Annotated in this window: 18 protein-coding genes; 6 read left to right on the top strand and 12 right to left on the bottom strand. The window is 73.0% G+C overall.

The genetic code is table 11. The features are described 5' to 3' along the window. Positions 1-13 precede the first annotated feature (13 nt). From H6693_11860 to H6693_11840, 5 genes are all read right to left on the bottom strand, one after another. Entirely contained in the window at positions 14-583 is a 570-nt protein-coding gene (locus H6693_11860; protein ID MCB9516880.1) for a helix-turn-helix transcriptional regulator, read from the bottom strand. Positions 584-592: 9 nt separating this feature from the next. Further along, entirely contained in the window at positions 593-1,159 is a 567-nt protein-coding gene (locus H6693_11855; protein MCB9516879.1) for a cupin domain-containing protein, read from the bottom strand. A gap of 122 nt (positions 1,160-1,281) precedes the next feature. Then, the gene (locus H6693_11850) at positions 1,282-2,310 is read right to left on the bottom strand and encodes a DUF21 domain-containing protein (protein ID MCB9516878.1); all 1,029 of its coding nucleotides are present in this window, start codon (positions 2,308-2,310) and stop codon (positions 1,282-1,284) included. Next, entirely contained in the window at positions 2,307-3,551 is a 1,245-nt protein-coding gene (locus H6693_11845) for an HlyC/CorC family transporter (GenBank protein MCB9516877.1), read from the bottom strand. The genes H6693_11850 and H6693_11845 overlap by 4 nt, the downstream gene beginning before the upstream one ends. Beyond that, a complete protein-coding gene (locus H6693_11840; protein ID MCB9516876.1) occupies positions 3,548-4,543 on the bottom strand; it encodes a hybrid sensor histidine kinase/response regulator in 996 nt (331 codons plus the stop codon). The genes H6693_11845 and H6693_11840 overlap by 4 nt, the downstream gene beginning before the upstream one ends. A gap of 134 nt (positions 4,544-4,677) precedes the next feature. On the opposite strand from H6693_11840, the gene H6693_11835 reads away from it, so the two are divergent. From H6693_11835 to H6693_11820, 4 genes are all read left to right on the top strand, one after another. Beyond that, positions 4,678-5,721, top strand: a complete 1,044-nt coding sequence (locus tag H6693_11835; GenBank protein MCB9516875.1) for a glycosyltransferase family 9 protein — start codon at positions 4,678-4,680, stop codon at positions 5,719-5,721. Continuing rightward, positions 5,718-7,010 carry a hypothetical protein gene (locus H6693_11830; protein ID MCB9516874.1) on the top strand — a complete coding sequence of 431 codons (1,293 nt, stop codon included), beginning with the start codon at positions 5,718-5,720 and terminating at the stop codon, positions 7,008-7,010. The genes H6693_11835 and H6693_11830 overlap by 4 nt, the downstream gene beginning before the upstream one ends. A gap of 49 nt (positions 7,011-7,059) precedes the next feature. Next, positions 7,060-7,911 carry an outer membrane beta-barrel protein gene (locus H6693_11825; GenBank protein ID MCB9516873.1) on the top strand — a complete coding sequence of 284 codons (852 nt, stop codon included), beginning with the start codon at positions 7,060-7,062 and terminating at the stop codon, positions 7,909-7,911. Between the two features lie 87 nt (positions 7,912-7,998). Continuing rightward, positions 7,999-10,032 carry a T9SS type A sorting domain-containing protein gene (locus H6693_11820; GenBank protein MCB9516872.1) on the top strand — a complete coding sequence of 678 codons (2,034 nt, stop codon included), beginning with the start codon at positions 7,999-8,001 and terminating at the stop codon, positions 10,030-10,032. On the opposite strand, the gene nth is transcribed toward H6693_11820, so the two are convergent. The 3 genes from nth to acnA form a co-directional block, all read right to left on the bottom strand. Next, complete coding sequence (gene nth / locus H6693_11815) at positions 10,029-10,712, bottom strand: endonuclease III (protein ID MCB9516871.1); 684 nt, start codon at positions 10,710-10,712, stop codon at positions 10,029-10,031. The genes H6693_11820 and nth overlap by 4 nt on opposite strands. Before the next feature lie 112 nt (positions 10,713-10,824). After that, positions 10,825-11,493, bottom strand: a complete 669-nt coding sequence (locus tag H6693_11810; protein MCB9516870.1) for a hypothetical protein — start codon at positions 11,491-11,493, stop codon at positions 10,825-10,827. Positions 11,494-11,698: 205 nt separating this feature from the next. Further along, entirely contained in the window at positions 11,699-14,374 is a 2,676-nt protein-coding gene (acnA, locus tag H6693_11805) for an aconitate hydratase AcnA (protein ID MCB9516869.1), read from the bottom strand. Positions 14,375-14,561: 187 nt separating this feature from the next. Here acnA and H6693_11800 point away from each other — a divergent pair, with 187 nt between their 5' ends. After that, a complete protein-coding gene (locus tag H6693_11800; protein MCB9516868.1) occupies positions 14,562-15,938 on the top strand; it encodes a DASS family sodium-coupled anion symporter in 1,377 nt (458 codons plus the stop codon). A 36-nt stretch (positions 15,939-15,974) separates the two neighbouring features. After that, complete coding sequence (locus H6693_11795) at positions 15,975-16,334, top strand: hypothetical protein (GenBank protein MCB9516867.1); 360 nt, start codon at positions 15,975-15,977, stop codon at positions 16,332-16,334. 10 nt (positions 16,335-16,344) lie between these two features. Here H6693_11795 and H6693_11790 read toward each other — a convergent pair whose 3' ends face one another. The 4 genes from H6693_11790 to H6693_11775 form a co-directional block, all read right to left on the bottom strand. Next, a complete protein-coding gene (locus H6693_11790) occupies positions 16,345-17,022 on the bottom strand; it encodes a hypothetical protein (GenBank protein ID MCB9516866.1) in 678 nt (225 codons plus the stop codon). Beyond that, entirely contained in the window at positions 17,015-17,602 is a 588-nt protein-coding gene (locus tag H6693_11785; protein ID MCB9516865.1) for a sigma-70 family RNA polymerase sigma factor, read from the bottom strand. The genes H6693_11790 and H6693_11785 overlap by 8 nt, the downstream gene beginning before the upstream one ends. Beyond that, a complete protein-coding gene (locus H6693_11780; protein ID MCB9516864.1) occupies positions 17,599-20,379 on the bottom strand; it encodes a CHAT domain-containing protein in 2,781 nt (926 codons plus the stop codon). Before H6693_11780 ends, H6693_11785 begins: the two co-directional genes overlap by 4 nt. Before the next feature lie 67 nt (positions 20,380-20,446). Next, entirely contained in the window at positions 20,447-22,174 is a 1,728-nt protein-coding gene (locus H6693_11775; protein ID MCB9516863.1) for a hypothetical protein, read from the bottom strand. Positions 22,175-22,322 lie beyond the last annotated feature (148 nt).

Here is a 22,322-nt window from a genome sequence, read left to right as displayed (position 1 = left end):
TCCTGGTCGTCGTCTACAGCGTGTCGATGCTGTGACGGCGGATGCTGATCAGGACCAGATCCGCCGGGTCCGTCGTCGAGAGGTTGCGCACCGCGGGCGCGAAGATCTCCGTGAAGTGCATGCTGTCGCCGGGCCCCATGGTGAAGCTCTCGTCCTCGACGGTGAACTCGAGCCGTCCCTGCTCGAGCACCATGGTGGCCTCCCCCTCCTGGGACGGGTGGCTGTACTTGAGTTCCGCCCCGGGGTCGAGATGCAGGCGGTAGACCTGCAACCTGCCGCCGGGAATGCCGCGGGTCAAGCGCTGGAAGAAGCCCTTGGCCGACTTGAAGCCCTCCTTCGCGCGCTCCTCGTACTTGATGTGGCTCACGTCGTCGAGGTTCTGCGTCTCGAGGAAGAAGGCCGTGTCCTTGCCGAGCGCCGCCGCGATGCGCGAGAGGGCGCCGATCGTCGGGCTGGTCTTGCCGCGCTCGATCTCCGAGATGTGCGTGGCCGACACGTGGCTGCGCGCCTCGATGTCCTTGAGCGTCATGCTCTTGCCCTTGCGGATGCGCTTGATGCGCGCGCCCAGTTCCTGGATCTCCATTGCGCCCTCCTAGATCTTGAAGCTGGGCACGGTGACCACCAGTGCCTCGCAGGCTGCGTCGCCGATGTTCTCGATGCGGTGCGGACTCGACGCGTGGTAGTGCAGGCTGTCACCCTCCTTGAGGATGTAGCGCTCCTCCTCCACGTACACTTCGAGGATGCCCTTGCGCACGAGGATGAACTCCTCGCCCTCGTGGCGATTCACCTCGCCCGTGGACACCGCTCCCTTGTCCCAGGTCATGAGCATCACGGACATGCGCGAGTGCGGAACGCTGCCCGAGAGGGACTCGATGGAGACCGGCGGCTCCATGAAGCGGTAGCGTCTGCGGCTGCCGGCGCCCAGCAGGTTCACCTGCGGCAGTTCCTCCGCCTCGACGAAGTAGGCGGCCTCGGTCCCCATGGCCTTGGCGATCCGGGTGAGGGCGCCGACCGTCGGACTGGACTTTCCGCGTTCGATCTCCGAGATGTGCGTCGCGGACACGCCGCTCAGCGCTTCGATCTCCTTGAGCGTGAGCTTCTTCTCGAGACGGTAGCGCTTCAGGCGCTCGCCGATCTCGGCCTTGCCCAGGGCTTGCATGGCTACACTCCTTCCAAAGCGACGGTGCAGTGAGGTGAGGAAAAAATAAGAAAAGGTGGCCCTGCGGTCAACAATCCTTCGCTATTCCTCATGCGGCGAGCGGTCTGTCCGGTAAACGGGACTCACCCAGCGGAGTTGAGGACCTCGCTGTCCCACTCGCGGGGCGCCTTCAGGAGCAGCTCCCGCAGGAGGTCCTCCAGGAAGACCACGCCGCGCGCCTCGCCCGCCGTGTCGGCGACGACGGCGAGCTTGCGGCCCGTGGGCTGCAGGGTGTCCAGGATCTCCAGCGCGGGGATCTGGCGGTGGAGGGAGACCAGCGGGCTCTGCAGCGCGCGCAGGTCCGGCTCGCCCCCACGCCCCAGCAGGCGCCGGGCGGGGAGCACGCCGGCGATGCGCGTCCGCCGCCCCTCGTAGAGGAAGGCCTCGCGGCTGCCGGTCTCCACCAGCAGCCGGCGCAGATCGTCGACGCTGCCGCTGGCCGGGAAGAGGCAGAGCGAGTCGAGCGGGCGCATGAGCCGCTCGGCGTCGAGACCGCCCAGCAGCCCGATCCGCTGGATCGCCCGCTCCTGCTCGACGGCCACCACCCCGGCCGCGCGCGCGGCCTCCAGGTGGAGGCGCACCGTGTCCCAGGACACCTGGTCCATGGAGTCGCCGCCCCGCAGCCCGGGCAGGCGATGGAGGACCCAGAGGATGCCGTCGATCAGCCAGACCAGGGGCAGGAGCACGGTGTAGAACGCGAGCAGCAGCGGCGCGCTCAGCCGCGACAGGCGGAAGGCGTAGTGGTGGCCGACGCTCTTGGGCAGGATCTCGCCGAGCAGCAGGACCAGCGGCGAGACCCAGAGCGCGGAGAGCAGATCGCTCCAGAAGGCGGAGACGTGCAGACCCCAGCGCTCGAGCGCGGCCTCGGTGAGAATCAGCGCCGCGATCGAGGCGAGCACGTTCACGAGGTTCGTGCCCAGCAGCAGCACCGACAGCGTGTGCTCGGGGCGACGGTAGAGGCGCTCCGCCAGCGCCGCCATGCGCCGGCCGCGGTCGCGCTCGGCGCGGTGGCGCAGCCGGCCGGCCGTGACCACGGCGGTCTCGCTGCCGGAGAAGTAGGCCGTGCCCGTCAGGGCGAGCAGCAGCAGGAGCAGCCAGAGCGACATGCTCATGGACGACGCTCCAGGCGCAGCGTGCCGAGGGCCGGCCCGCGGGCCGACAGGACCGTCCACACGAGGCCGTCGAGCGCGTAGGGCCTGCCGATCTCCGGCACCTCGCCCAGGGCCTCCATGAGGCGCCCACCCAGGGTCTCGGCGCTGCCCGGGCTGAGCGCGACACCCAGCAGTTCCTTCACGCGCTCGGCGGGCAGGCGGCTCGAGGCGATCAGCGTGTTCGGCGTGGGCATGTGGTAGCGGAGGCTTTCGCTGTCGTGGCTGTCGCGGATGTCTCCCACCACGACCTCGAAGAGGTCCTCGAGCGTGGCCAGCCCCGCGAGGGCGCCGTACTCGTCGAGCACGACGGCCAGCGGCGCGCCCTTCTCCAGCAGCTCCATGAGCAGGGAGCCCGCCTTCTGCGTCTCGGGACAGTACTCCGCCGGTGTCACCAGCTCGCCCACGGGGCGCGCGGGGTCGTCTTCGGCGAGCAGCGCCAGGGCCTGCACCAGGCCGAGGACGTGATCGCTGGTCTCGCCCGTCACGGGCGCGAGGCTGTGCCCGGTGCGGCGCATCGCCGCCGCCGCCTCCCCGGCGGGCGTGGCGGCGTCGAGCAGGAAGAGGTCCACGCGCGGCGTCATCACGTCCTCCACGGACAGGTCGCCGAGCTGGAAGACCCCCTCCGCCAGCTGGCGCTCCCGCGCCCCGAAGCTGCCGCTCTCCTCGCCGAGGCTCAGCAGGCCGAGCATCTCGTCGCCCTGCATCTCGAGGCGGTCGCCGGGCACGACGCGGTCGAGCACGTCGAGCACGAGACGGCTGATGCGACGGAAGAGCCGCGTGGGACCGCTCAGCAGGCGGCGCGTGCGGGCCAGCGGCCCGCTCACCCGCATCGCGTAGCGCCGCGGCGAGTTCACGGCCACGCTCTTGGGCAGGATCTCTCCGAAGATGACGAGCACGCCGGTCACGCCCACCAGGCTCACCAGCGGGCCGTGCTCGGGTCCCAGCGTGCGCAGGATGAGCCGCGTCGACAGCACCGCCAGGAAGATGTTCACCATCGTGTTGCCCACCAGCAGCGTGACGAGCACGGTGCCCAGCTCGCGCAGCAGCGTCGTCACGCGGCGCGCCGCGGGATCGGTGCTCCGCGCGAGCTCGTGGCGCTGCCGGGGATCGAGCGCGAAGAGCGCGGTCTCCGATCCGGAGAAGAAGGCCGAGGCGCCCAGCAGCGCGATGCAGATTCCGGCGAGCACCAGGTTGACGGTCACCGTCCGTCCCCCTTCAGCGGCGCCAGCAACTCCAGCAGCCGGCCGAGTCCCGGCTTGATGAGCACCGCGTCCACACCTGGCCAGTCCCGCTCCTGCGCCTCGCTGTCGCCCGTGAGCAGGACCGTGACGAGCCCCGGATCGGCCGCTCGCCAGGCGGCGAGCAGCGCGCCGCCCCCCGTGCCGGGCAGGTTGAGGTCGGCGACCACGGCCCGGTAGCGGCCCGCCGCGGGCGCGAGCTCGGCGGCGTCCGCGCTCGCCTCGACCCGAAAGCCCTCGGCGCGGAGGTACTCCGCGAGCATGGCGCGCAGGTCCTCGTCGTCCTCGACGAGGAGCAGGGACGGCGCGCCGGCGACCGCGCGGAACAGGTTCAGCGTGAAGCGGCCGGGCTCCAGCGCCGGCTCCACGCGCAGATGCAGAGCGCTGGCCGCGGCGAGGATGAGGCCGAGGCCCTGGCCGTGCCCGTCGGCCCGTGCGGGCGGCGCCACGCCGTCGGCGAGCGCCCGCAGCAGCGCCTCCGCGGGCGGCGCGCCGCCGTTGCTCACGCTGAGCCGCTCGCCGTCGGCCTCCAGACGCACCGGGCCGTCCGGAGCGGCCTTGCAGGCGTTTTCGAGGAGGTTCATCACCAGGCTCTGCCACTGCTTCGGATCGCCGGGCCAGAGCAGGGGACGCGCCAGGTGGAGCGCGGCCTTCCCGGGGCGCAGGCGGCCGGCGCGCAGGAAGGAACGCCAGAGGCGTTCGACCAGCGGCGCGAGGTCGCCGTCCGGGGCGGTGACCGGCGCCGGGCCGCGATGCCCGCGCAGGGACGCGTCGAGTTCGGCGAGGCCCGCGTCGAGTCGGGCCAGGAGCCCGGCCAGCGCCGTGGCGCGCGCGGGGGCGTCCTCGGCCGTCTCGGCCAGTCGCTCGCGGGTGAGGCGGAGATCGCAGGCCAGCAGGCTGAGGTAGTGGCGGAGGTCGTGGGCGTGCAGGCCCGTGGCGTCGGGGGGTTGCTCCATGGTCTTCGTTCGCAGCTTCCCGCGCGACGCGCCGAGTGTCAACAGAGAAGCGGGCGGCTTGACGCTGCGCGCCGCGCAGTCCACCATGGCGACGGTCCCGCGCAGGGCGGGCGCCGCAGCCGGGACGCCCCGCCATGAAGACACTCCTCATCCGCTTCGGCTCCCTGGGCGACCTCGTGCTCACGCTCCCGGCGCTGCGCGATCTGGAGGCCAGCGAGCCGGGACCCGAGCACGAGCGGCACTTCCTCACGCTCGAGCCGTGGAGTTCGCTGCTCGCCCCCATCGACACCCTGCGACGCGTGTGGAGCTTTCCCCGTGGCGGCGACCGCCGCGCGCTGACGGGGCTCGCGCGCGCGCTGGACGACGAGGGCTTCGACCGCGTGCTGGACTTCCACGTGAACCTGCGCAGCCGGCTGCTCCGCCGCCGCCTGGCCACGCCGCCGGCGGGCTGGTGGAGCACGCCGCGCCACGATCTCCGCCGGCGCGCGATGCTCTCGCGCCCCGGCTGGCCGTCGGCCTGGCGACCGCGCGCGCCGCTCACGCCCGTGTGGCAGCGGCATCGCGAGACGGTCCGCCGCGCCTTCGGCACGGCCTACCGGCAATCGGCGGGCTGTGCGGGTCCCGTCTATCCGCTGGACGCGGAGCTGCGCCGAAGCGTGGACGCCGAGCTGGCCAGCCTGGGACTCGCCACGGCGGACGACCCCGTGCTCGTCGCGCCCGGCGCGGCCTGGCCCGCCAAGACCTGGCCCCACGTCGACGCGCTCGTGAACGGACTGCGCGGCTGGCTGCCCGTGCTGCTGGTGGGCGGGCCCGACGACCGGCGTCTCGCCGCCAGTCTCGCCGGCGAGGGCGTCGTGGACTACACCGGCGACCGGCCGCTGCCGCGCGTCGCTGCGGCGTTGTCCCGCGGCCGCGTGCTGGTCGGCGGCGACAGCGGCCTCGCCCACCTCGCCGAAGCCGTGGGCGTGCCCGTGCTGACGCTCTTCGGTCCCACCGTGCCCGCCTTCGGCTTTGGCCCGCGACTCGCGGACAGCCGGGTGCTCGAACGGCCGCTGGCCTGCCGGCCCTGCGCGCTGCACGGCGAGAAGCCCTGCCGCTACGGTCACGCCGACTGCCTCCGCGCCATCGACGCCCCCAGGGTGCTCGCCGAACTCGAGCGCATGGGAGTGCTGTCGTGAGCGTGCTCGGGCTCTATCGCGCGCTCTCGCCAGTGGCCGCCGCGCTGCTGCCCCTGGCGGCGCCCTTCGCGCCCAAGCTGCGCGCGCAGCTGGCCTGGCGCCGCGAGGCGCCCCTCGACCGGCAGGCGCTCGCCGCGCTGCGCGCCCGTTCGCCCCGCCTCTGGCTGCACGCGGCCAGCGCGGGCGAGCTGGAGCAGGCGCGGCCCATCCTGGACGGCCTGCGCGCGCGCTACCCCGACGCCGCACTGATGCTCACGGTGGCGTCGCCGTCCGCGCGCCGGGCCGTGGAGAGCGTGGCCGCGGCGGACGTCGTCGGCCCCCTGCCCGCCGACACGCCGCGGGCCATGCGCCGCCTGCTGGACGCGCTGCGGCCCGACGCCGTCGCCGCCGTGAAGTGGGACCTCTGGCCCAACCTCGTGCTCGAGGCCGAGCGCGAGGGCTGCCCGGCCCTGCTCCTGGGCGGCGTGCTGAGCCCGGACTCGGGGCGCGCGCGCTGGCCGGGACGTCTGCTCGCCGTGCCGCTGCACGCTCGCCTCGCCGGCGTCGGCGCCGCCAGCGAACGCGACGCGCTCGCCTTCGCCGCGCTCGGCGTGCCGGCGGGGCGCGTCGCCGTCACCGGCGACACCCGCTTCGACCGCGTGCTGGCGCGCGTGGCCGAGGGCAGGCCCTCGCCCCTGGGTGGCACTGGTGGCGCGGCGGGCGGCGCCTGTCTCGTCGCCGGCAGCTCCTGGCCGCCCGAGGAGGACATGCTGCTGGACGCCTTCCGCGCGCTTCTCGACGAGCGCTCCGACCTGCGGCTGCTGCTCGTGCCGCACGAGCCCGCGGCGGAGGCCGTCGCGCGCCTGCGGCGGAGCGCCGCCGCGCGCCAGCTTCCGCTCTGGACGCTGAGCGAGCGGCCGGCCCTGGCCGACGGCGGCGTCTGCGTCGCCGATCGCGTGGGGATCCTGCCCGAGCTCTACGCGGCGGGCGAGATCGCACTGGTGGGCGGCGGCTTCGGCCGCGGCGTGCACAGCGTGCTCGAGCCCGCGGCGCGCGGCCTGCCCGTGCTGCTGGGGCCGAGGATCGGCCGGGCCGACGAGGCGCGGCGGCTCGTGGAGGCAGGCGGCGGCTACGTGGTGGAGGACGGCCCGTCGCTGCTCGCCCGCTGGCGGGCGCTGCTGGATCCGCAGGCGCGCGGCGCGGCCGGTCGCGCCGCCCTGGACTTCGTGCGGGCGGGCGCCGGTGCGGTCGAGCGCAGCATGGACTTCCTCGACGCGGCGCGGGGCGCCCTGCCGCCGGAACCCGCTTGATTCCAAGGTCCTGCGGCCATTACCTTTCCGGGGTCCCCAAGGAGGAACGATGCGCCGACGGCTGCCCTTGCTTCGCCTGCTCGCTCTCTGTGCCCTCGTCGTCTCGGCCAGCTCGGCCTCCGCGACTTCGCCGCCCGGGGCCGGCAGCGAGTCCCTGATGCCCACCGGTCCACGCTGGAGCGTCGGCGCGATGGTGGCCACCTACGCCGGACCCAGCCACTCGAACCTGCTGTTCAGGACCAACGACATCATGGCCGTGATGGGCAGCGACCCGGGCACGCGCATCGGCGACTTCGACTCCGGACTCCCGGTGGGCCTGCGCGCGTTCTGGCGCTACCGGCGCGCCATCAGCTTCGCGGCCACCTACAGCACCTCGAGCTACTCGAGCGCGGCGACCTTCGATCCGCGCGGCTGGTCCTCGCCGCGCGAACTCAAGACCCGCCTCCACGAGCTGGACCTGACGCTGCACTACGGACTGGAGTTCGTGCGCAGCGAGCTGCTGCAGCCCTACGTGGGCTTCGGCGTCGGCATCATGGCCGCCGACAGCCGTCTCGGCATCGACCTGCTGAACGTCGGCGGCGTGACCGACGCGGAGGACGTCCCCCTGCCCGATCGGCACTTCGAGGTGAAGGCCACCGACACCACGCTCGCCTACATGGGGCTGGCCGGCCTGATCTACCGCTTCGCCTCGCGCATGTCCATCAACGCCGAGATCCAGGGCATCATGGGCGACATCCGTCAGACCTTCGACTACGAGGGCTCGCTCCAGTACCTCGCGCGGGAAGGGGTCATCGACCCGGCGGCCATCGAGGACTGGGGCACCAACGACATCCTCGGCGGCTCCTATCCGCTGGACCTCGTGGGTGTGCGCCTCTCCGTCGGCCTGCTCGTGACGCTCTGATCCATCGCGCTTGGCCGTTGGCGCGGGCCACGGGGCCGTGCTAGGCTTGACCTGCCCCACCGACATCGCCGCGAAGGAGGCCCCGCCATGACCCGCGTCCGCGTCGCCATCGTGCTGCTCGCCGTCCTCGCCGGCGCGGCGCTGGCCCAGGAAGCGCCGAGCACCGACAAGGTCCTGCTGGGCGGGCCGAACGCCGTCCCGCGCTGCGGTTTCCGCGCCCAGCTGGGCGAGCGCAGCGGGGAGGGGCAGGCCGGGCAGACCGAGTGGGACGTCCGCTACTACACCATCGACGCGACCGTGGACTTCGCCGCGCTCCAGCTCGACGGCACCGTCACCGCCTACGTGACCCCCGTCGCTGCGGTGGACAGCCTGGTCCTCGACGCCCTGGACACGCTCACCCCCAGCGCGGTGCGCGTGGACGGCAGCCCGGCGCTCTGGCGCCGCCTCGACGACGCCACGCTCTCCATCGCGACGCCGGGCGCCACGGTGGGCGTGGAGTCCGTGGTGGAAGTGGACTACGTCGCCCTGCCCAACCAGACCGACTTCGGCGCCTTCTGGTTCCCCGAGTACCAGGACGACGACGGCAACCGCTTCCGCAGCTGCCAGACCATGACCGAAACGCAGAACGCCGGCGCCTGGTGGCCCTGCATCGACCGCCTGACGCACAAGCCCGACTCGCTGGCGCTGGCGATCACGGTGCCGGATTCGATGGTCGTCGCCTCCAACGGCGTGCTGGAGGGGATCGACGCGAGCGCGGGCATGCGCACCTACCGCTGGCGCGAGCGGCACCCCATCGCCACCTACCTCGTCTCGATCACCATCGCGCCCTTCGTCGCGGCGGGCGACGGCACGCCCTGGACCGAGAGCTACGACCTCGGCGGCGGCGCGACGATGCCGCTGCAGTGGTTCATCCGGCCGCACCACGAGGACGAGGCGCAGCGCAACCTGCCGCTCATCAGCGACATGCTCGACGCCTTCCGCGGCCACTTCGGCGAGTACCCCTTCGAGGACGAGAAGTACGGCGTGGCGGAGTTCAGCTTCGGCGGCGGCATGGAGCACCAGACGATCAGCAGTATCGGCAGCGCGAGCATCGCCTCCGGCGACAGCGCGAACTACGTCCAGCCCCACGAGCTGGCGCACCAGTGGTTCGGCGACCGGATCAGCCCCGCCACCTGGGAGGACATCTGGCTCAACGAGGGCTTCGCCACCTACGCCGAGGCGCTCTACTACGAGCACCTCGGGCGCTACGCGGCGGGTGAGTACCTGTTCCGCTACCGCCGTCTGCCCAGCGACATCCTCTTCTCGGGGACGATCGTGGACCCCGAGTACACGTTCAACACCACCGTCTACTGGAAGGGCGCCTGGGTGCTGCACATGCTTCGCCAGCGGATGGGCGACGCGGCCTTCTTCACCCTGCTCCAGGACTGGGCCGCGTCCGATCCTCCCGGCGGCATCGCGGGCACGCAGGACTTCATCGACGCGGCGAAGGCCCACAGCGCGCCCGCCGAGGGCTCCGCGCTCGACCAGTTCTTCCAGCGCTGGCTCTACGGGACGGGCCGCCCCGTCTACGCCTGGGCCTGGGACGCCGCGAACGTCGGCGGCGAGTGGGAGCTCAGCGTGGAGCTGCAGCAGGTCCAGGGTGGCGAGCTCTTCTCCGACTCCCTGGATCTGCAGGTGGGGTTCGCGAGCGGCGATCCCATCATGCAGCGCGTGGCGCCGAGCGAGGCGATCAATCGCTACACGTGGACCTTCGCGACCGAACCGACGGACCTCACGCTCGACCCCGACCACCGCCTGCTGCACAACGCGATCCCCGGCCCCGCGCTCGACGCCCCGCTCGCCCTCCTCGACCCCTATCCCAATCCCTTCAGCGGCAGCTTCGGCACGAGCATCAGCCTCGCGCTGCGGCGAAGCGGACCGTTGACGGTGGAGGTCGTGGACGTGCTCGGCCGCCGCGTCGAGAGCCTCTTCGACGGCCATCACGAGGCCGGCGCCCTGAACGTCGACTGGCGCGGGCGCGACGACGACGGCGCCCTCCAGGCGGGCGGCGTCTACTTCCTCAGGGTGCGGCTGGGCGACTACAGCGAGACGCGCAAGCTCGTCTTCCTCGCCGGCGACTAGGCCGGCGCCGCCGACGGACAGTCGGGCGCCAGCGCGCAGTCCTCGCAGCGCGCCTTGCGCGCCTGGCAGACGAGCCGCCCGTGCTGGATCAGCTGGTGGCTGAGCCGCGTCCAGCGCTCCGGCGGCGCCAGCGCGCAGAGATCCATCTCCACCTTCACGGGATCCTCGTGGGGCGTCAGGCCGAGCCGCCGGGCGAGGCGTCCCACGTGCGTGTCCACGGGAAAGCCCGGCACCCCCCAGGCGTTGCCCAGGATGACGTTCGCCGTCTTGCGCCCCACGCCGGGCAGCGCCGTGAGTTCGTCGAGGGTGTCGGGCAGACGGCCGCCGTGCTCCGCGCGGATCCGCGCCGCCGCGGCCTTGAGGTTGCGCGCCTTGTTGCGGAAGAAGCCCGTGCTGCGGATGAGGTCCTCCACGCGCCCGGCGGGCAGGGCGTCGAGGGCGTCCACGTCCGGCGCGGCGGCGAAGAGCGCCGGCGTCACCCGGTTGACGCGCTCGTCGGTGCACTGCGCGCTGAGCACCGTGGCCACCCAGAGCTGATAGGGGCTGCGGAAGTCCAGGCTGCAGTGGGCGTCGGGGTAGAGGGCATCCAGCGCGCCGAAGACGCGCGCGGCGCGCGCGGCGCGTCGGGCCTTGCCTTCGCGCGGCTTCCAGGGCGAGGACTGCGATCGAGGTGCGGACATGGGAGCAGCGTAGCGGTCCGAGCGGATGGGCGCAACAAGACGGCGCCCCCCTCGCGTGCAGGGGGGCGCCGGAACGGATGCGATGAGGGGGCGCTCCGTTGAGTCGTTGTCGCTAGGACTGGCTGTCGCCGGTCGCGGCGGTCTCCATCTCCACCCAGCGGCGGCCGGACACGGGACAGGTCACGACCTTCGCGCCGCTGGTCTGCTCGGGATTGAGCTGGCAGTAACCGGCGGTCCACTCGGAGATCGCGCGATAGCGGGCATCCGCCGCGCTGGCGTCGCTCGGCCAGTCGGCCAGGTAGCCGGCCAGCGTGTTCAGGTTCTCGCGCTTGGTGGCGTCGCCCGCGTTGACGAGCAGCTTCTCCACACCGGCGTGCCAGGCCTGGGCCGCCGCGCTGGTGCTCATGCTGCAGTGCTTGTTCATGGCCGCCGTCAGGGCGACGTAGTTGCTGACGAAGAAGTCGCCCTTGGCCGCGCAGGCGGCGCCGGCAGTCTTCATGGCCGCACCGTTGCAGTGATCGGCGCCGGCGCTCGACATGGCCGCGCCGCCGCAGTGGCCCGCGGCGCTCGCGGTCTTGGCGCCGGCACAGGCCTCGGCGCAGGCGGCCGAGCAGCCGGAGGGGTAGCTCGCGGTGCTCACGTCGGCCTTGCTCGCGCAGGCCGAACCGGCCGCGCTGGCGGTGCTGGTGGTCTTGGCGCCTCCGCAGGCCAGGGCGAGCCCCGAGCCAAGGGTCAGCAGTGCGATGGCGGCGAGGCTGGGCAGGAGAAGGTTCTTGCGCATGGGTTCTCCCAGGGCTTGAAGGTCCACGGTTCGCGTCGTGAAGGAATCGGCGTCCACCTCGGGACACTCGGCCCTTCGATGCAAGTAAAGCAGCTTTGGTTCCAGGATAACAGTCCGATTCCTAGATAATCGCCCCGGCAGCGTCGATTTCTGCCGGGGCGATGGAATTCGGATATGCGGAGTCCAAATCCGTCTGGACGCGGCGCTACTTCAGCATGCCGCGCAGCACGGCGTGGAGGATGCCCCCGTTGCGGTAGTAGTGCACCTCCACGGGCGTGTCGAGGCGGAGGATCGCACGGAAGCGGATCTCGCCGCCGCCCTCCTTCCGCGCCACGACCTCCAGTTCCTGTCCGGGCTTGACGTCGTCGCTCAGGCCGGGCAGGTCGAAGACCTCCTCGCCGCTCAGCCCCAGGCTGCTCCGGGTCTCCCCCGGCTTGAACTGCAGGGGCAGCACGCCGAAGCCCACCAGGTTGCTGCGGTGAATGCGCTCGTAGCTCTCGGCGATCACCGCGCTCACGCCCAGCAGGCGCGTGCCCTTGGCCGCCCAGTCGCGGCTCGAGCCGGTGCCGTACTGCTGTCCCGCCAGCACCACGAGCGGCGTCCCCGCCTCCTTGTAGCGCGCGGCCGCCTCGAAGACCGTCATCTGCTCGCCCGTGGGCAGGAAGCGCGTGAAGCCCCCCTCCACGCCGTCGAGCAGCTGGTTCCGCAGACGGATGTTCGCGAAGGTCCCGCGCTCCATCACCTCGTGGTTGCCGCGCCGCGAGCCGTAGCTGTTGAAGTCGTCGCGCGCGACGCCGTGCGACGTCAGGTACTGGGCCGCCGGCGAACTCTTGGCGATGGACCCCGCCGGCGAGATGTGGTCGGTCGTCACGCTGTCGCCCAGCACGAGCAGCGCGCGCGCGCCCGTGATCGGCGCGAGGGCCGGCGGTTCGGGGGCGAGCGCCATGAAGAAGCTCGGCTCGCGCACGTAGGTGCTCGCCGGATCCCAGTCGAAGAGCAGCCCTTCGGGGACGGGAATCGCGTTCCAGTCCTCGTTGGCGTCGAAGACCCGGCCGTACTCCTCCTCGAAGAGCGCCGGCTTCACGGACTGCGCGACGGCCGCGCTGATCTCCGCGTTGGAGGGCCAGATGTCGGCCAGCATGACCGGCTGCCCGTCCTTGCCCTTGCCGACGGGCTCGGTGGCGAAGTCGATGTCGACCCTACCCGCCAGGGCATAGGCAACGACGAGGGGCGGGCTGGCCAGGTAGTTCGCGCGCGTGAGCGGGCTGACGCGGCCCTCGAAGTTGCGGTTGCCACTGAGCACGGCCGCCGCCACCAGATCGTTCTTCTCGATGTCGCTGGCGACGACTTCGGGCAGCGGACCGCTGTTGCCGATGCAGGTGGTGCAGCCGTAGCCCACGGTGTTGAAGCCAAGGCGGTCGAGGAAGGGCGTGAGGCCGGCGTCGTCCAGGTAGCGCGTGACCACCTTCGAGCCCGGCGCGAGGCTGGTCTTCACCGTGGGCTTCACGCCGAGGCCGCGCTCCACCGCGTGGCGGGCGAGCAGGCCGGCGGCGAGCATCACGCCGGGGTTGCTGGTGTTGGTGCAGCTGGTGATGGCGGCGATGACCACCGACCCGTGCCGCAGCTTGCCGTTCGGGCTGTCCGCGGAGGGCTGCTTGCCAAAACGCTCAACCAGAGCTCGCTGAAATTCTGGCTTCATCGCGCTCAGCGCCACGCGGTCCTGGGGGCGCGTGGGACCGGCGAGGCTGGGCTCGACGGCGCTCATGTCGATGCTGAGCGTTTCGCTGAACTCCGGCGTCGGCGAGTCGGCCGTGACGAACAGCGACTGCTCCTTGCAGTAGCGCTCCACGCGGTCCACCAGCTCGGGCGAGCGGCCGGTCTGGCGCAGGTAGACGAGGGTCTTCTCGTCCACCGGGAAGAAGCCGGCGGTGGCGCCGTACTCGGGCGCCATGTTGGCGAGCGTCGCGCGGTCGGCCAGACCCAGCGACGCGTAGCCCGGCCCGTGGAACTCGACGAGCTTGCCCACCACGCCGTGCGCGCGCAGGCGCTCGGTCACGGTGAGGACGAGATCCGTGGCCGTGCAGCCCTCGCGCAGTTCGCCGTCGAGGCGCACGCCCACCACCGGCGGCAGCAGCATGCTGATGGGCTCGCCGAGCATCACCGCCTCGGCCTCGATGCCGCCCACGCCCCAGCCCAGCACGCCCAGCCCGTTGATCATGGTGGTGTGGCTGTCCGTGCCCACCAGGCTGTCGGGGAAGAGCACCGGCAGCTTGCCGCCCTGGGCGTCGGCCGCGGCGGCCACCACGCTGGCCAGGTACTCCAGGTTCACCTGGTGGACGATCCCGGTCGCCGGCGGCACGGCCCGGAAGCCGTCGAAGGCGCCCGTGGCCCACTTGATCAGCTCGTAGCGCTCGCGATTGCGCTCGAACTCCAGCTCGGCGTTCTTGCGCAGCGCGTCGCTGCTGCCGAAGTAGTCCACCTGCACGCTGTGATCGATGACGAGATCCACCGGCACGCCCGGCTCGACGCGCGCCGGATCGCCGCCCAGGCGCTGCATGGCGCTGCGCAGCGCGGCCAGATCCACGACGCTCGGGACGCCGGTGAAGTCCTGCAGGATGACGCGCGCCGGACGGAAGGGAATCTCCACTGTTCCGACAGTGTCACGCGACCAGTTCCCGATCCGTCGGACATCCTCTTCGGTGACGCGGAAGCCGTCGCAGAGCCGCAGCCCCGCCTCGAGCAGCACCTTGATGGTGCGGGGCAGTCGGTCCAGATCCGCGATGCCCGCCGCGGCCAGGGCCTCGAGACGGTAGATCAGGGCCTCGCCGGCGGCCGTGCGAAGCGTCTGGCGGGCGTTGAAGCTGTCCTGCGGCGTGCTCATGCGTCCCCTCGTCACTGTCGTTCGGGAGTCGTCCCGTCTCGGCCGGCGGCCCTCGACGCTCTCGCCGCGCGCCGGCCGAACACGTCGCAAAACTACCCAGGATGACGGAAATGTTCAAGTGCATGCCGGGCTTGCCCGCCGCGCGCGAGCGTCTATATTGGCCGCGGTTCGGTCCCGGGGGTGAAGCATGTCTCCCCAGCGACGCCGGCAGGTCGCACTGGCCGCCGGCCCTCTGCTCGGCCTGTTCGTGGCCAGCCTCCTCGGCGGACTGCCGTCCGCGCAGCGGATCATGGCCGGCGTCTTCGTCTTCGCGGTGCACTGGTGGATCACCGAGCCCGTGCCCCTCTACGTGACGGGCGTGGTCACGGCCTTCGCCAGCGCCCTGCTCCTGGGGCCGCTGGGACCCAGCTTCGGGGCGCCGGCGCTGGACTACCGCCTCTTCCTCACCCCCTTCGCCAGTCCCGTGGTCGTCCTCATGTTCGGCGGCTTCGTGATGGCCCGCGTCTTCAGCCGCCAGAACCTCGACCTCGAGTTCTCGCGCTTCTGCCTCGCGCGCTTCGGGCTGCGCCCGCGCCGGGTGCTGCTGGGCGTCATGCTGCTCACCGCAGGCATGTCCATGTGGATGTCCAACACGGCCACCACGGCGATCATGGTGGCGAGCCTGCTGCCCCTGGTGCGGGGCCTGCCCCGGGAGAGCCCGCTGGCGCGCGCCTTCCTGCTCGGCATCCCCTTCGCGGCCAACATCGGCGGGATGGGCACGCCCATCGGCACGCCGCCCAACGCCATCGCCATCGGGCTGCTGGCCGACCGCGGCGTGCACCTGTCCTTCCTCGCCTGGATGGCCGGCGCCTTTCCGCTGATGCTGCTCATGCTCGCCATCGCCTACGCGCTGCTGCTCGCCTTCTTCCCGCTGGGTGGAAGCGCCTTCACGCTGGACCTGCCCGCGGGCGGGCCGGCGTCGCGGCGCGGGCTGGTCTACGGCACCTTCGCCGTGACCGTGCTGCTCTGGCTGAGCGACGCCGTCCACCACATCCCCTCGGCCCTGGTGGCGCTGCTGCCGGTCTGCGTCTTCAGCGTGGCGGGGCTCTTCGACAAGGAGCACCTGCGCGACCTGGCCTGGGACATCCTGCTGCTCATCGGCGGCGGGCTCGCCCTGGGCGTGGGGATTCAGGCCACGGGGCTCGGCGAGAGCGTCGTGCGCGTGCTCGCCCTCGACGGCCTGCCGCCGCTGGCCGCCCTGGCCATCGTGGGCGCGGCCATGGCGCTGCTGGCAACGGTGATCAGCCACACGGCGAGCGCGAACGTCATCCTGCCCCTGGCGCTCACGGTGGCCGCGGCCTGGCCGGCCCGCATGGGCGTGGCGGCCGCGCTCTGCGCGAGCCTGGGCATGGCGCTGCCCATCAGCACCCCTCCCAACGCCATCGCCTATGGATCGGAGCGACTCAGCGTTCGCGACATGGCCCGCGTGGGCGCGCTGATCACCGTGCTGGGGATTCTGCTCACGGTGCTCTACGAGAGCGCCGTCTTTCGCTGGTTGCCGGGGCTCTTCCCGGCGGTACCCTAGACCCCGTCCCGACGGAGGTGGAGCGTGGAGCTGGACGTGAGGACCAAGCGGGAGCACTGCCCCCACTGCGACGGCACCGCCATGCACAACCTGGTGCTGATGCGCCCCGGGCAGGACGTGGACGTCTTCGTGGAGTGCGCCGCCTGCGGCCGCTTCGTGGCGCGCTACACCCTCAAGGACTACACCTGCGAAGACCCCTACCGCTCGTTCCTGCGGCGCATGCGGCAGCGCCGGATGGCCTCTGGAAGCCAGGCGCGCCAGACGGCCGAGCGCTTCAAGGCCGACCTCGACGCCGACTACGCGCAGGCGCGGCGGCTGGCGAACAGCGGTGAAGAGACCCGCGACCTGGAAGAGCTGCTGGACGACCTGGGCCCCACGGGCGATCCGGAGTGCTAGCCGGACGGGGCTAGGGACGCTGGTCGCGCGGCTCCGGCAGCGGTTGCGGGGCGGACTCGGCGGGTCCGCCGGGCGTTTCCACGCGCACGCGCCAGTAGAGGGCGCCCCCCCCTGCTCGCAGCGAATCGAGGCGGCCGCGCGTCAGCAGCAGCGAGTCGGCGTCCCCCACGCGAAACGCGGCGCGCGGGTTGACGGTGGCGTCGAAGACCAGCACCTCGGCGCGCTCGCCGTCCACGGGCGCCTGCCAGCGCAGCAGCACCCCCTCCGCACGGGTCGCGACGACCAGCGAGTCCACGCTCCGGTTCGGACCGCGCTGCGCCTCGCCCAGGCGGGGCTCCGGCCCCTCGGCGTGCGGCCAGAGGCCGATGGCGATGAACCCCACCGCCGCGACGCCCAGCGCCGGCGCCAGCCAGCGGGGCAGGCCGCGACGCCGCCGCGGCGCGAGGCCGTGTGGCTCGGGCCGGTCCTGTCCCGCGATCTCCCGCTCGATGAAGGCCGCCAGCCGCGCCTCGCGCGTGGCGTCGGCCCGGGCGGCGTCGCCGTCCACGAAGCCGCGGTAGGCGGCCAGCAGCGCGCGGCAGTGCGGGCAGTCCGCCAGATGCCGCCGCCAGGGATGCTCCGGCGACAGCGCCTCCAGCTCGCCCAGGCCCTCGACGGGGATGCAGTGCGTGTGGCGGGGCTCAGTCATCCTGGAAGGCCTCCCGGTCGGGGTAGGCGCGGCGCAGCTTGCGCCGTGCGCTCTGCAGCACGCCGCGGGCGCCGCTGGACTGCGTGATGTCGAGGACCCGCGTGATGGCGTCGACCGGCATGCGCTCGAGATAGCGCAGGCAGACCGCCTCCTGCTCCAGCGGATCCAGCCAGCGCGTGAGACGTCGCAGCAGGGCGTCGCGGGCGTCGCGCTCGATGAGTTCGCGCTCGGGGTCGGGCGTCGTGGCCGGACGGCTGTCGGGCTCGACCTCCGCCCGCGGGAAGGCTCGCCGCCGCCGTTCGCTCAGGCACCGGTTCCGCGCGATGGCGAAGAGCCAGGAGCCGAAGCGGGCCCGGCCGTCGAAGCCGGGCAGGGCACGATAGGCGGACAAGAGCACCTCCTGCGCCGCGTCCTCGGCGCGCTGTGGGTCGCCCAGCTGGCCCGCGCACCACTGGTAGACCCGCCCGTGGTAGCGCGCGAGCAGCGCGGCGGCGGCCTGACGGCGCTCGCCCTCGTCGCCGGCGTTGCGGGCGAGGGTCAGCAGGGCGTCGTCGTCCAGGGTCGCGTAGCGCCGTCTCATCCCTTCGACGCTCCTTCCGTACGCGAAATCACAGCCACCGTGAAGGCGAGGATCAGCAGCCCGGCGCCCGCGGCGAGCGGCCCGGCGGCCCGTGGGGGCAGCCGGCGGCGGCGCAGGGCGAGCCGGGCGTCGCCGTCGCCCACCAGCACCAGACCCGCCCAGTAGTACGGATCCGGCGCCACGGCGGCAAGCTCCGCGCGGGCCCCGGCCAGGGCGGCCGCCACGCTTTCGCCGCGCTCGAGACGCGGGTAGAAGGCGCGAGCGAAGGCGAGGGCGGCGGCGTCGTCAAGCGCCCAGAGGCTCGCCACCACGGCCGGCACGCCCGCCCCGAGCAGCGCGCTGGCGATGTTCTGCGCGCTCGCGCCCACCGGCATGCGCCCGCCCGCGGTGCTGCAGCCAGCCAGGACCGCCAGCCGGGCGTTGAACGACTGCGCGAGCAGCGTCTGCGCCGACAGCCGTGCCGGACCTTCCGCCCCGCCGAGCCACAGCGACGCGCGCCAGGCATAGTCGGGCGGCGCCTCCGCGTGCAGCGCCAGATGCAGCAGGTCCGCGTCGGCGAGCGTGGCCAGCGCGCCCCGCGACGGGTCCAGCGTCGTCTCCACGCCGCGGTAGCGCCCGGCGAGGTAGCTGGCCTCCCGCCGCGCGCCGGCCAGGGGACGTCCCTCGAGATCGCCGTCCGCGCTGAGGGCCAGCAGCCGCTGCACCGGACGCGGTCCGGGCTCGCCCCCCTCGCGCAGCTGCGCGAGCACGGCCGCCGACGGCACGCGCACCACCTGGAAACCGTCGATCTCGCCCACGCCGGGGACGAAGCCCGCCAGATGGGCCAGCGGCAGGCCGTGCAGCGCCCCGTCAGGGGCGAAGAGCACGCGGGGATGTTCCCGCAGCAGCGGCGCGAGCGGCAGCAGCAGCTCCTCCGCCAGCGCGCGGCCGCCGGACGCGAGCAGCGCCCGGCGCGAGTCGTCGTCCCCGGGAGGACGGGCCACGAGCCGGTCGAAGAGATCGAGCCGCGCCTCCAGCGCGGCCCTGGGCGGCAGGCGCAGCACGCGCAGCGAGTCCCGGGTCACGGCCAGCAGGAAGGAGTGCGCCTCGCCGAGATAGGCGTCGAGCAGGATCTCCGTGGGCGCGAGGAGCCCGCCCTGCAGCCGCTCGAGACTCACGGCGGGCGGCGGGGCGGGCAGGGCCGGGCCGGGGCCGCGCATGTGCTCGAGCAGCGTGCGCGCCTTGTAGCGCTGCAGGCGGGCGTAGGCGTCGCGGAAGGCGGGAGAGTCGGCGCCCTCGTGCTCGAGCAGCAGGGAGGCCAGGCCCGTGAAGGCCGCCTGGCCGGTCTCGCCGCGCCGCTCGCGCCACTCGGGATCGAGGGGCACGCTGCGCTCCTCCTCCCAGACCTCGCAGGCCCGGAGGTAGAGTCCGCGGGCCTCGTCCACGCGGTCCAGGGTCTCCGCGCAGCGCGCGGCGTCGACGAGGCAGCCCGAACGCACCGACTGCAGGCCCAGCGAGTCGGCGCGCTGGGCGGTGTCGGCGAGGAGGCGCAGCGCCTCGGCGGGTCGACCCAGGCGCCGCAGCAGGATTCCCCGTCGCGTGGCGTAGTCCAGGCGCGGCGACAGGTCCACGCCGGCGCGGTCGAGGTCCGCATTGGCCTCGAGGAGCGCGAGCGCCTCCGCGAACTTGCCCTGGCCTTCGAGGGCGGCGCAGTAGCCGACGAGCGTCTCGATCCGCGCGTCCACGGGCGTGTCCGCGGGCCAGTCCATGAGCGGGGCAAAGCCGAGGGCGGCCTCGTCCATGCGGTTCTGGGAATAGAGCACGTAGGCCCGCTGGCGCAGGATGTCGTACTCCAGCGCCTGGTAGCCGCCGGCCCGGCTGTCGGCCAGCAGCGAGTCCAGCATGGCCATGGCGTGATCGAGATCGCCCAGCTCCGTGCGGCAGACGGCGATGTTGCGGGCGATGGCGAGGCGTTCCCGCATCGCCCCCTGGGCCGCGAAGAGCGCGAAGGAGCGCTCGAAGTGCGCGAGGGCGCGGCCGGGATCCCCCAGCGAGAAGTCCAGCGTGCCGAGGTTGTTCTCCGCCATCGCCTCGAGGAAGCCGAAGCCCTCCTGCCGGGCGATGGCGCCCGTGCGCGTGTAGCTGTCGCGGGCGACGCCGAACTCCCCCAGGTCCGAGGCCGTCATGCCCAGCCCGTTGAGTACCCAGAGCTCGCCGCGCACGTGTCCCAACGCGCGAAAGATCGCCGCCGCGCGCGTGTAGCGCTGGCGCGCCTGCAGGGTCTCACCGGCGAGACCGTCGTGGTAGGCGAGTCCGCTCAGCGCCCAGCCCTGGCCCGCGCTGTCGCCGATGGCCGTGGCCAGGGCGAGCTGCTCGGTGAAGGCGGCCCGCGCCTCCAGGCCGCGGCCCAGCTGGCCGAGGGCGACGGCTCGCCAGCGCAGGCCGTCGCAGACGATGCTGCTGTCGCCCAGGGCGCGGGCGAGATCCAGCGACTCGTCGAGGGCGGGCAGGGCGGCGTTGCCGTCGCCCAGGGCAGCGCGCATGGAGCCGCGGCGCAGCTGCAGACGGGCCACCGCGAGGCTGTCGCGCGCGGCTCTGAAGCCGGGGAGCAGGCTGTCGATGAGCGCGTGGGCGGCCGGGCCGTCGCCCGCCAGCCAGAGGCTGTCGACGCTCGCGACGGCCTGGCGCCGGGCGGCGTCCGGGCTCCCCGCCGCGGCGCAGGGCGGCGACGTCCCCGCTCCCACGAGGAGCAGGGCCAGCGGCAGGGCGACGGCGAGGACGCGCGGCGTCCGCCTCACGGACTCACGGCGAGGGGCTGGAGCATGGCCGAAGTTTCGGCCAATCACGCCCGGAATTCAAGGCAACTCACTTCAGCAGGAGCAGCTTGCCCGTCGCCGTGCCTGCCGGGGTCTCCACCCGCGCCAGGTAGAGCGCGCTGGGCAGGGCGCGGCCGGCGTCGTCGCGGCCGTCCCAGACCATCGCGCTCGGCCCCGCAGGCAGCAGGCCGGCGTGCAGGGTGCGGACACGCCGCCCCTGCAGATCGAGGATGCTCACGCGCACCCGGCCCGCCGCCGGCAGCTCCACGCGCAGGGTGGTCGCCGGGTTGAAGGGGTTCGGGTAGGCGCCGAGCAGCGCCGCCGCCGCCGGGGCGCCCCCGGGGACGGCCGTCAGATCGCCGCCGAGGGTGCCGTCGGGGCGCACGTTCTGGCCGTAGACGTCCACCGTGCCGCCGCGATCGTCCTCCCAGATGAGGAGCGCCGTGCCGTCGGGCGCGCCGGCCACGGGCAGACGGCTCTTGCCGCTGGGCAGGGTGGCCACGCCGATGGGATCGGGCCCCCAGAGGTAGTTGCCGTCTTCGTCCACGCGCACGCCGCGGATGCGGTCGGAGCCGAAGCCGCCGGGCTCGTCGATCCAGAAGAGCAGGGCGCCGCCGGCGGCGGGCAGGGCGCGCAGGGCGTACTTGTAGAGCGTGTCGGTGGGCAGGAAGATGCGGCCGCCGTCGCCCCAGAGGCGGGCGCCGGCCGCGTCGAAGCGCTGGCCCGCGATCCCCCACTGGCTCTGGGCGGTGTTGCGCTCGTCCCAGAACACCGTGGTCGCGCCCGTCGCCGCGTCGAAGGTGAAGGTCGGCGAGATGTGGTAGTGCGTCGACGACGTGGACACGGCCACGCCCTGGTGCGCCCAGAGCTCCGTGCCCGTGATGTCCAGGCGCTGCACCAGGCTGCTGTACAGGTTGCTCAGGCTGCGGTGCCAGAGCAGCACCGCGCCGCCCGCGGCGTCGGGGAGGAGCTGCGGGTAGTAGGCGATGGGCAGGCTCACCAGGTCGTAGACCACCACCGGCGCGCCCCAGGCGGAGGCGCCGGTGACGTCGAAGCGCTCGGCCCAGAGATGGCGCGGGCTGAGGAAGCTGCTGATGTCGCGGATCCAGCAGACGATCACGCCGTCCGCGCCCGACGGCACCAGGTCGCAGAAGCCGGGGCTCTCGCCGGCCTCGCCCGCCACGGCGATCCCGCCGGCGGCGAAGCGCAGGGTGCCGTCCGGGGCGACGCGCTGCATCATGAGCTTGCCGTCGCCCACATCCGGCAGGCGCGCCCAGATGAAGACGAAGTCGCCGTCGGCCGCCTGGGTCACCCGCGGCGAGGGCTCGTAGTCCGTGTTGTCGCTCAGGGTCAGGCCATCGGCGCCCCAGAGCATGGCGCCGGCGGGCGAGACGCGGTAGGCGTAGACGTCGAGGTCGCTGCCCGCGCGCGCGTCCGTGAAGACCACGACGGCGTTGCCCTCGCTGTCGGCGATGAGATCCCAGTCCACCAGGGACGAGTTCTGCGAGTGGCCGCTCACGAGGATGCCGTTGTGGGCCCAGAGCGCGTTGCCGGCCGCGTCCAGGTGCTGCAGGTAGACGTCGTAGTTGCCGCTGGCCAGATCGAACCAGGCCACGTAACAGCCGCCGTCCGCGGTGGCCGCGATCTTGGGCACCACCTGCTCCGACGGGCGGTCGGCGATGGCCAGGTTGACCAGGGGATCGTCCGACCACTGCGCGTGCGCGGCCAGGGGCAGGGCGACGAGGACGAGGGCGAGCAGCAGGGCGATTCGGCGCATGGTGGACCTCCCGGGAGCGCGGCGACGCGTCGCGCGCCCTGGAGTATAGCACCGTCGGGGACGCAAAGGGGGGAGCCAAGCGGCTCCCCCCTCGAGTCTGCCTGCTAGCGGTCGCGTGTCCGGGTCGCGCGCCTTCGAAGCGGCGCGA

It is taken from the genome of Candidatus Latescibacterota bacterium, assembly GCA_020633725.1.
Classification (GTDB): Bacteria; Krumholzibacteriota; Krumholzibacteriia; order JACNKJ01; family JACNKJ01; genus VGXI01.
The sequence above is the reverse complement of the archived record's forward strand: the minus strand, read 5'-3'. Positions and strand labels throughout refer to the sequence as shown.

Bases quoted from the DNA above. Each gene is read 5' to 3' on its own strand.
- H6693_11860 (MCB9516880.1), bottom strand. From the start codon at position 583: ATGGAGATCCAGGAACTGGGCGCGCGCATCAAGCGCATCCGCAAGGGC.
- H6693_11855 (MCB9516879.1), bottom strand. From the start codon at position 1,159: ATGCAAGCCCTGGGCAAGGCCGAGATCGGCGAGCGCCTGAAGCGCTAC.
- H6693_11850 (MCB9516878.1), bottom strand. From the start codon at position 2,310: ATGAGCATGTCGCTCTGGCTGCTCCTGCTGCTGCTCGCCCTGACGGGC.
- H6693_11840 (MCB9516876.1), bottom strand. From the start codon at position 4,543: ATGGAGCAACCCCCCGACGCCACGGGCCTGCACGCCCACGACCTCCGC.
- H6693_11835 (MCB9516875.1), top strand. From the start codon at position 4,678: ATGAAGACACTCCTCATCCGCTTCGGCTCCCTGGGCGACCTCGTGCTC.
- H6693_11825 (MCB9516873.1), top strand. From the start codon at position 7,060: ATGCGCCGACGGCTGCCCTTGCTTCGCCTGCTCGCTCTCTGTGCCCTC.
- H6693_11820 (MCB9516872.1), top strand. From the start codon at position 7,999: ATGACCCGCGTCCGCGTCGCCATCGTGCTGCTCGCCGTCCTCGCCGGC.
- nth (MCB9516871.1), bottom strand. From the start codon at position 10,712: ATGTCCGCACCTCGATCGCAGTCCTCGCCCTGGAAGCCGCGCGAAGGC.
- H6693_11810 (MCB9516870.1), bottom strand. From the start codon at position 11,493: ATGCGCAAGAACCTTCTCCTGCCCAGCCTCGCCGCCATCGCACTGCTG.
- acnA (MCB9516869.1), bottom strand. From the start codon at position 14,374: ATGAGCACGCCGCAGGACAGCTTCAACGCCCGCCAGACGCTTCGCACG.
- H6693_11800 (MCB9516868.1), top strand. From the start codon at position 14,562: ATGTCTCCCCAGCGACGCCGGCAGGTCGCACTGGCCGCCGGCCCTCTG.
- H6693_11790 (MCB9516866.1), bottom strand. From the start codon at position 17,022: ATGACTGAGCCCCGCCACACGCACTGCATCCCCGTCGAGGGCCTGGGC.
- H6693_11785 (MCB9516865.1), bottom strand. From the start codon at position 17,602: ATGAGACGGCGCTACGCGACCCTGGACGACGACGCCCTGCTGACCCTC.
- H6693_11775 (MCB9516863.1), bottom strand. From the start codon at position 22,174: ATGCGCCGAATCGCCCTGCTGCTCGCCCTCGTCCTCGTCGCCCTGCCC.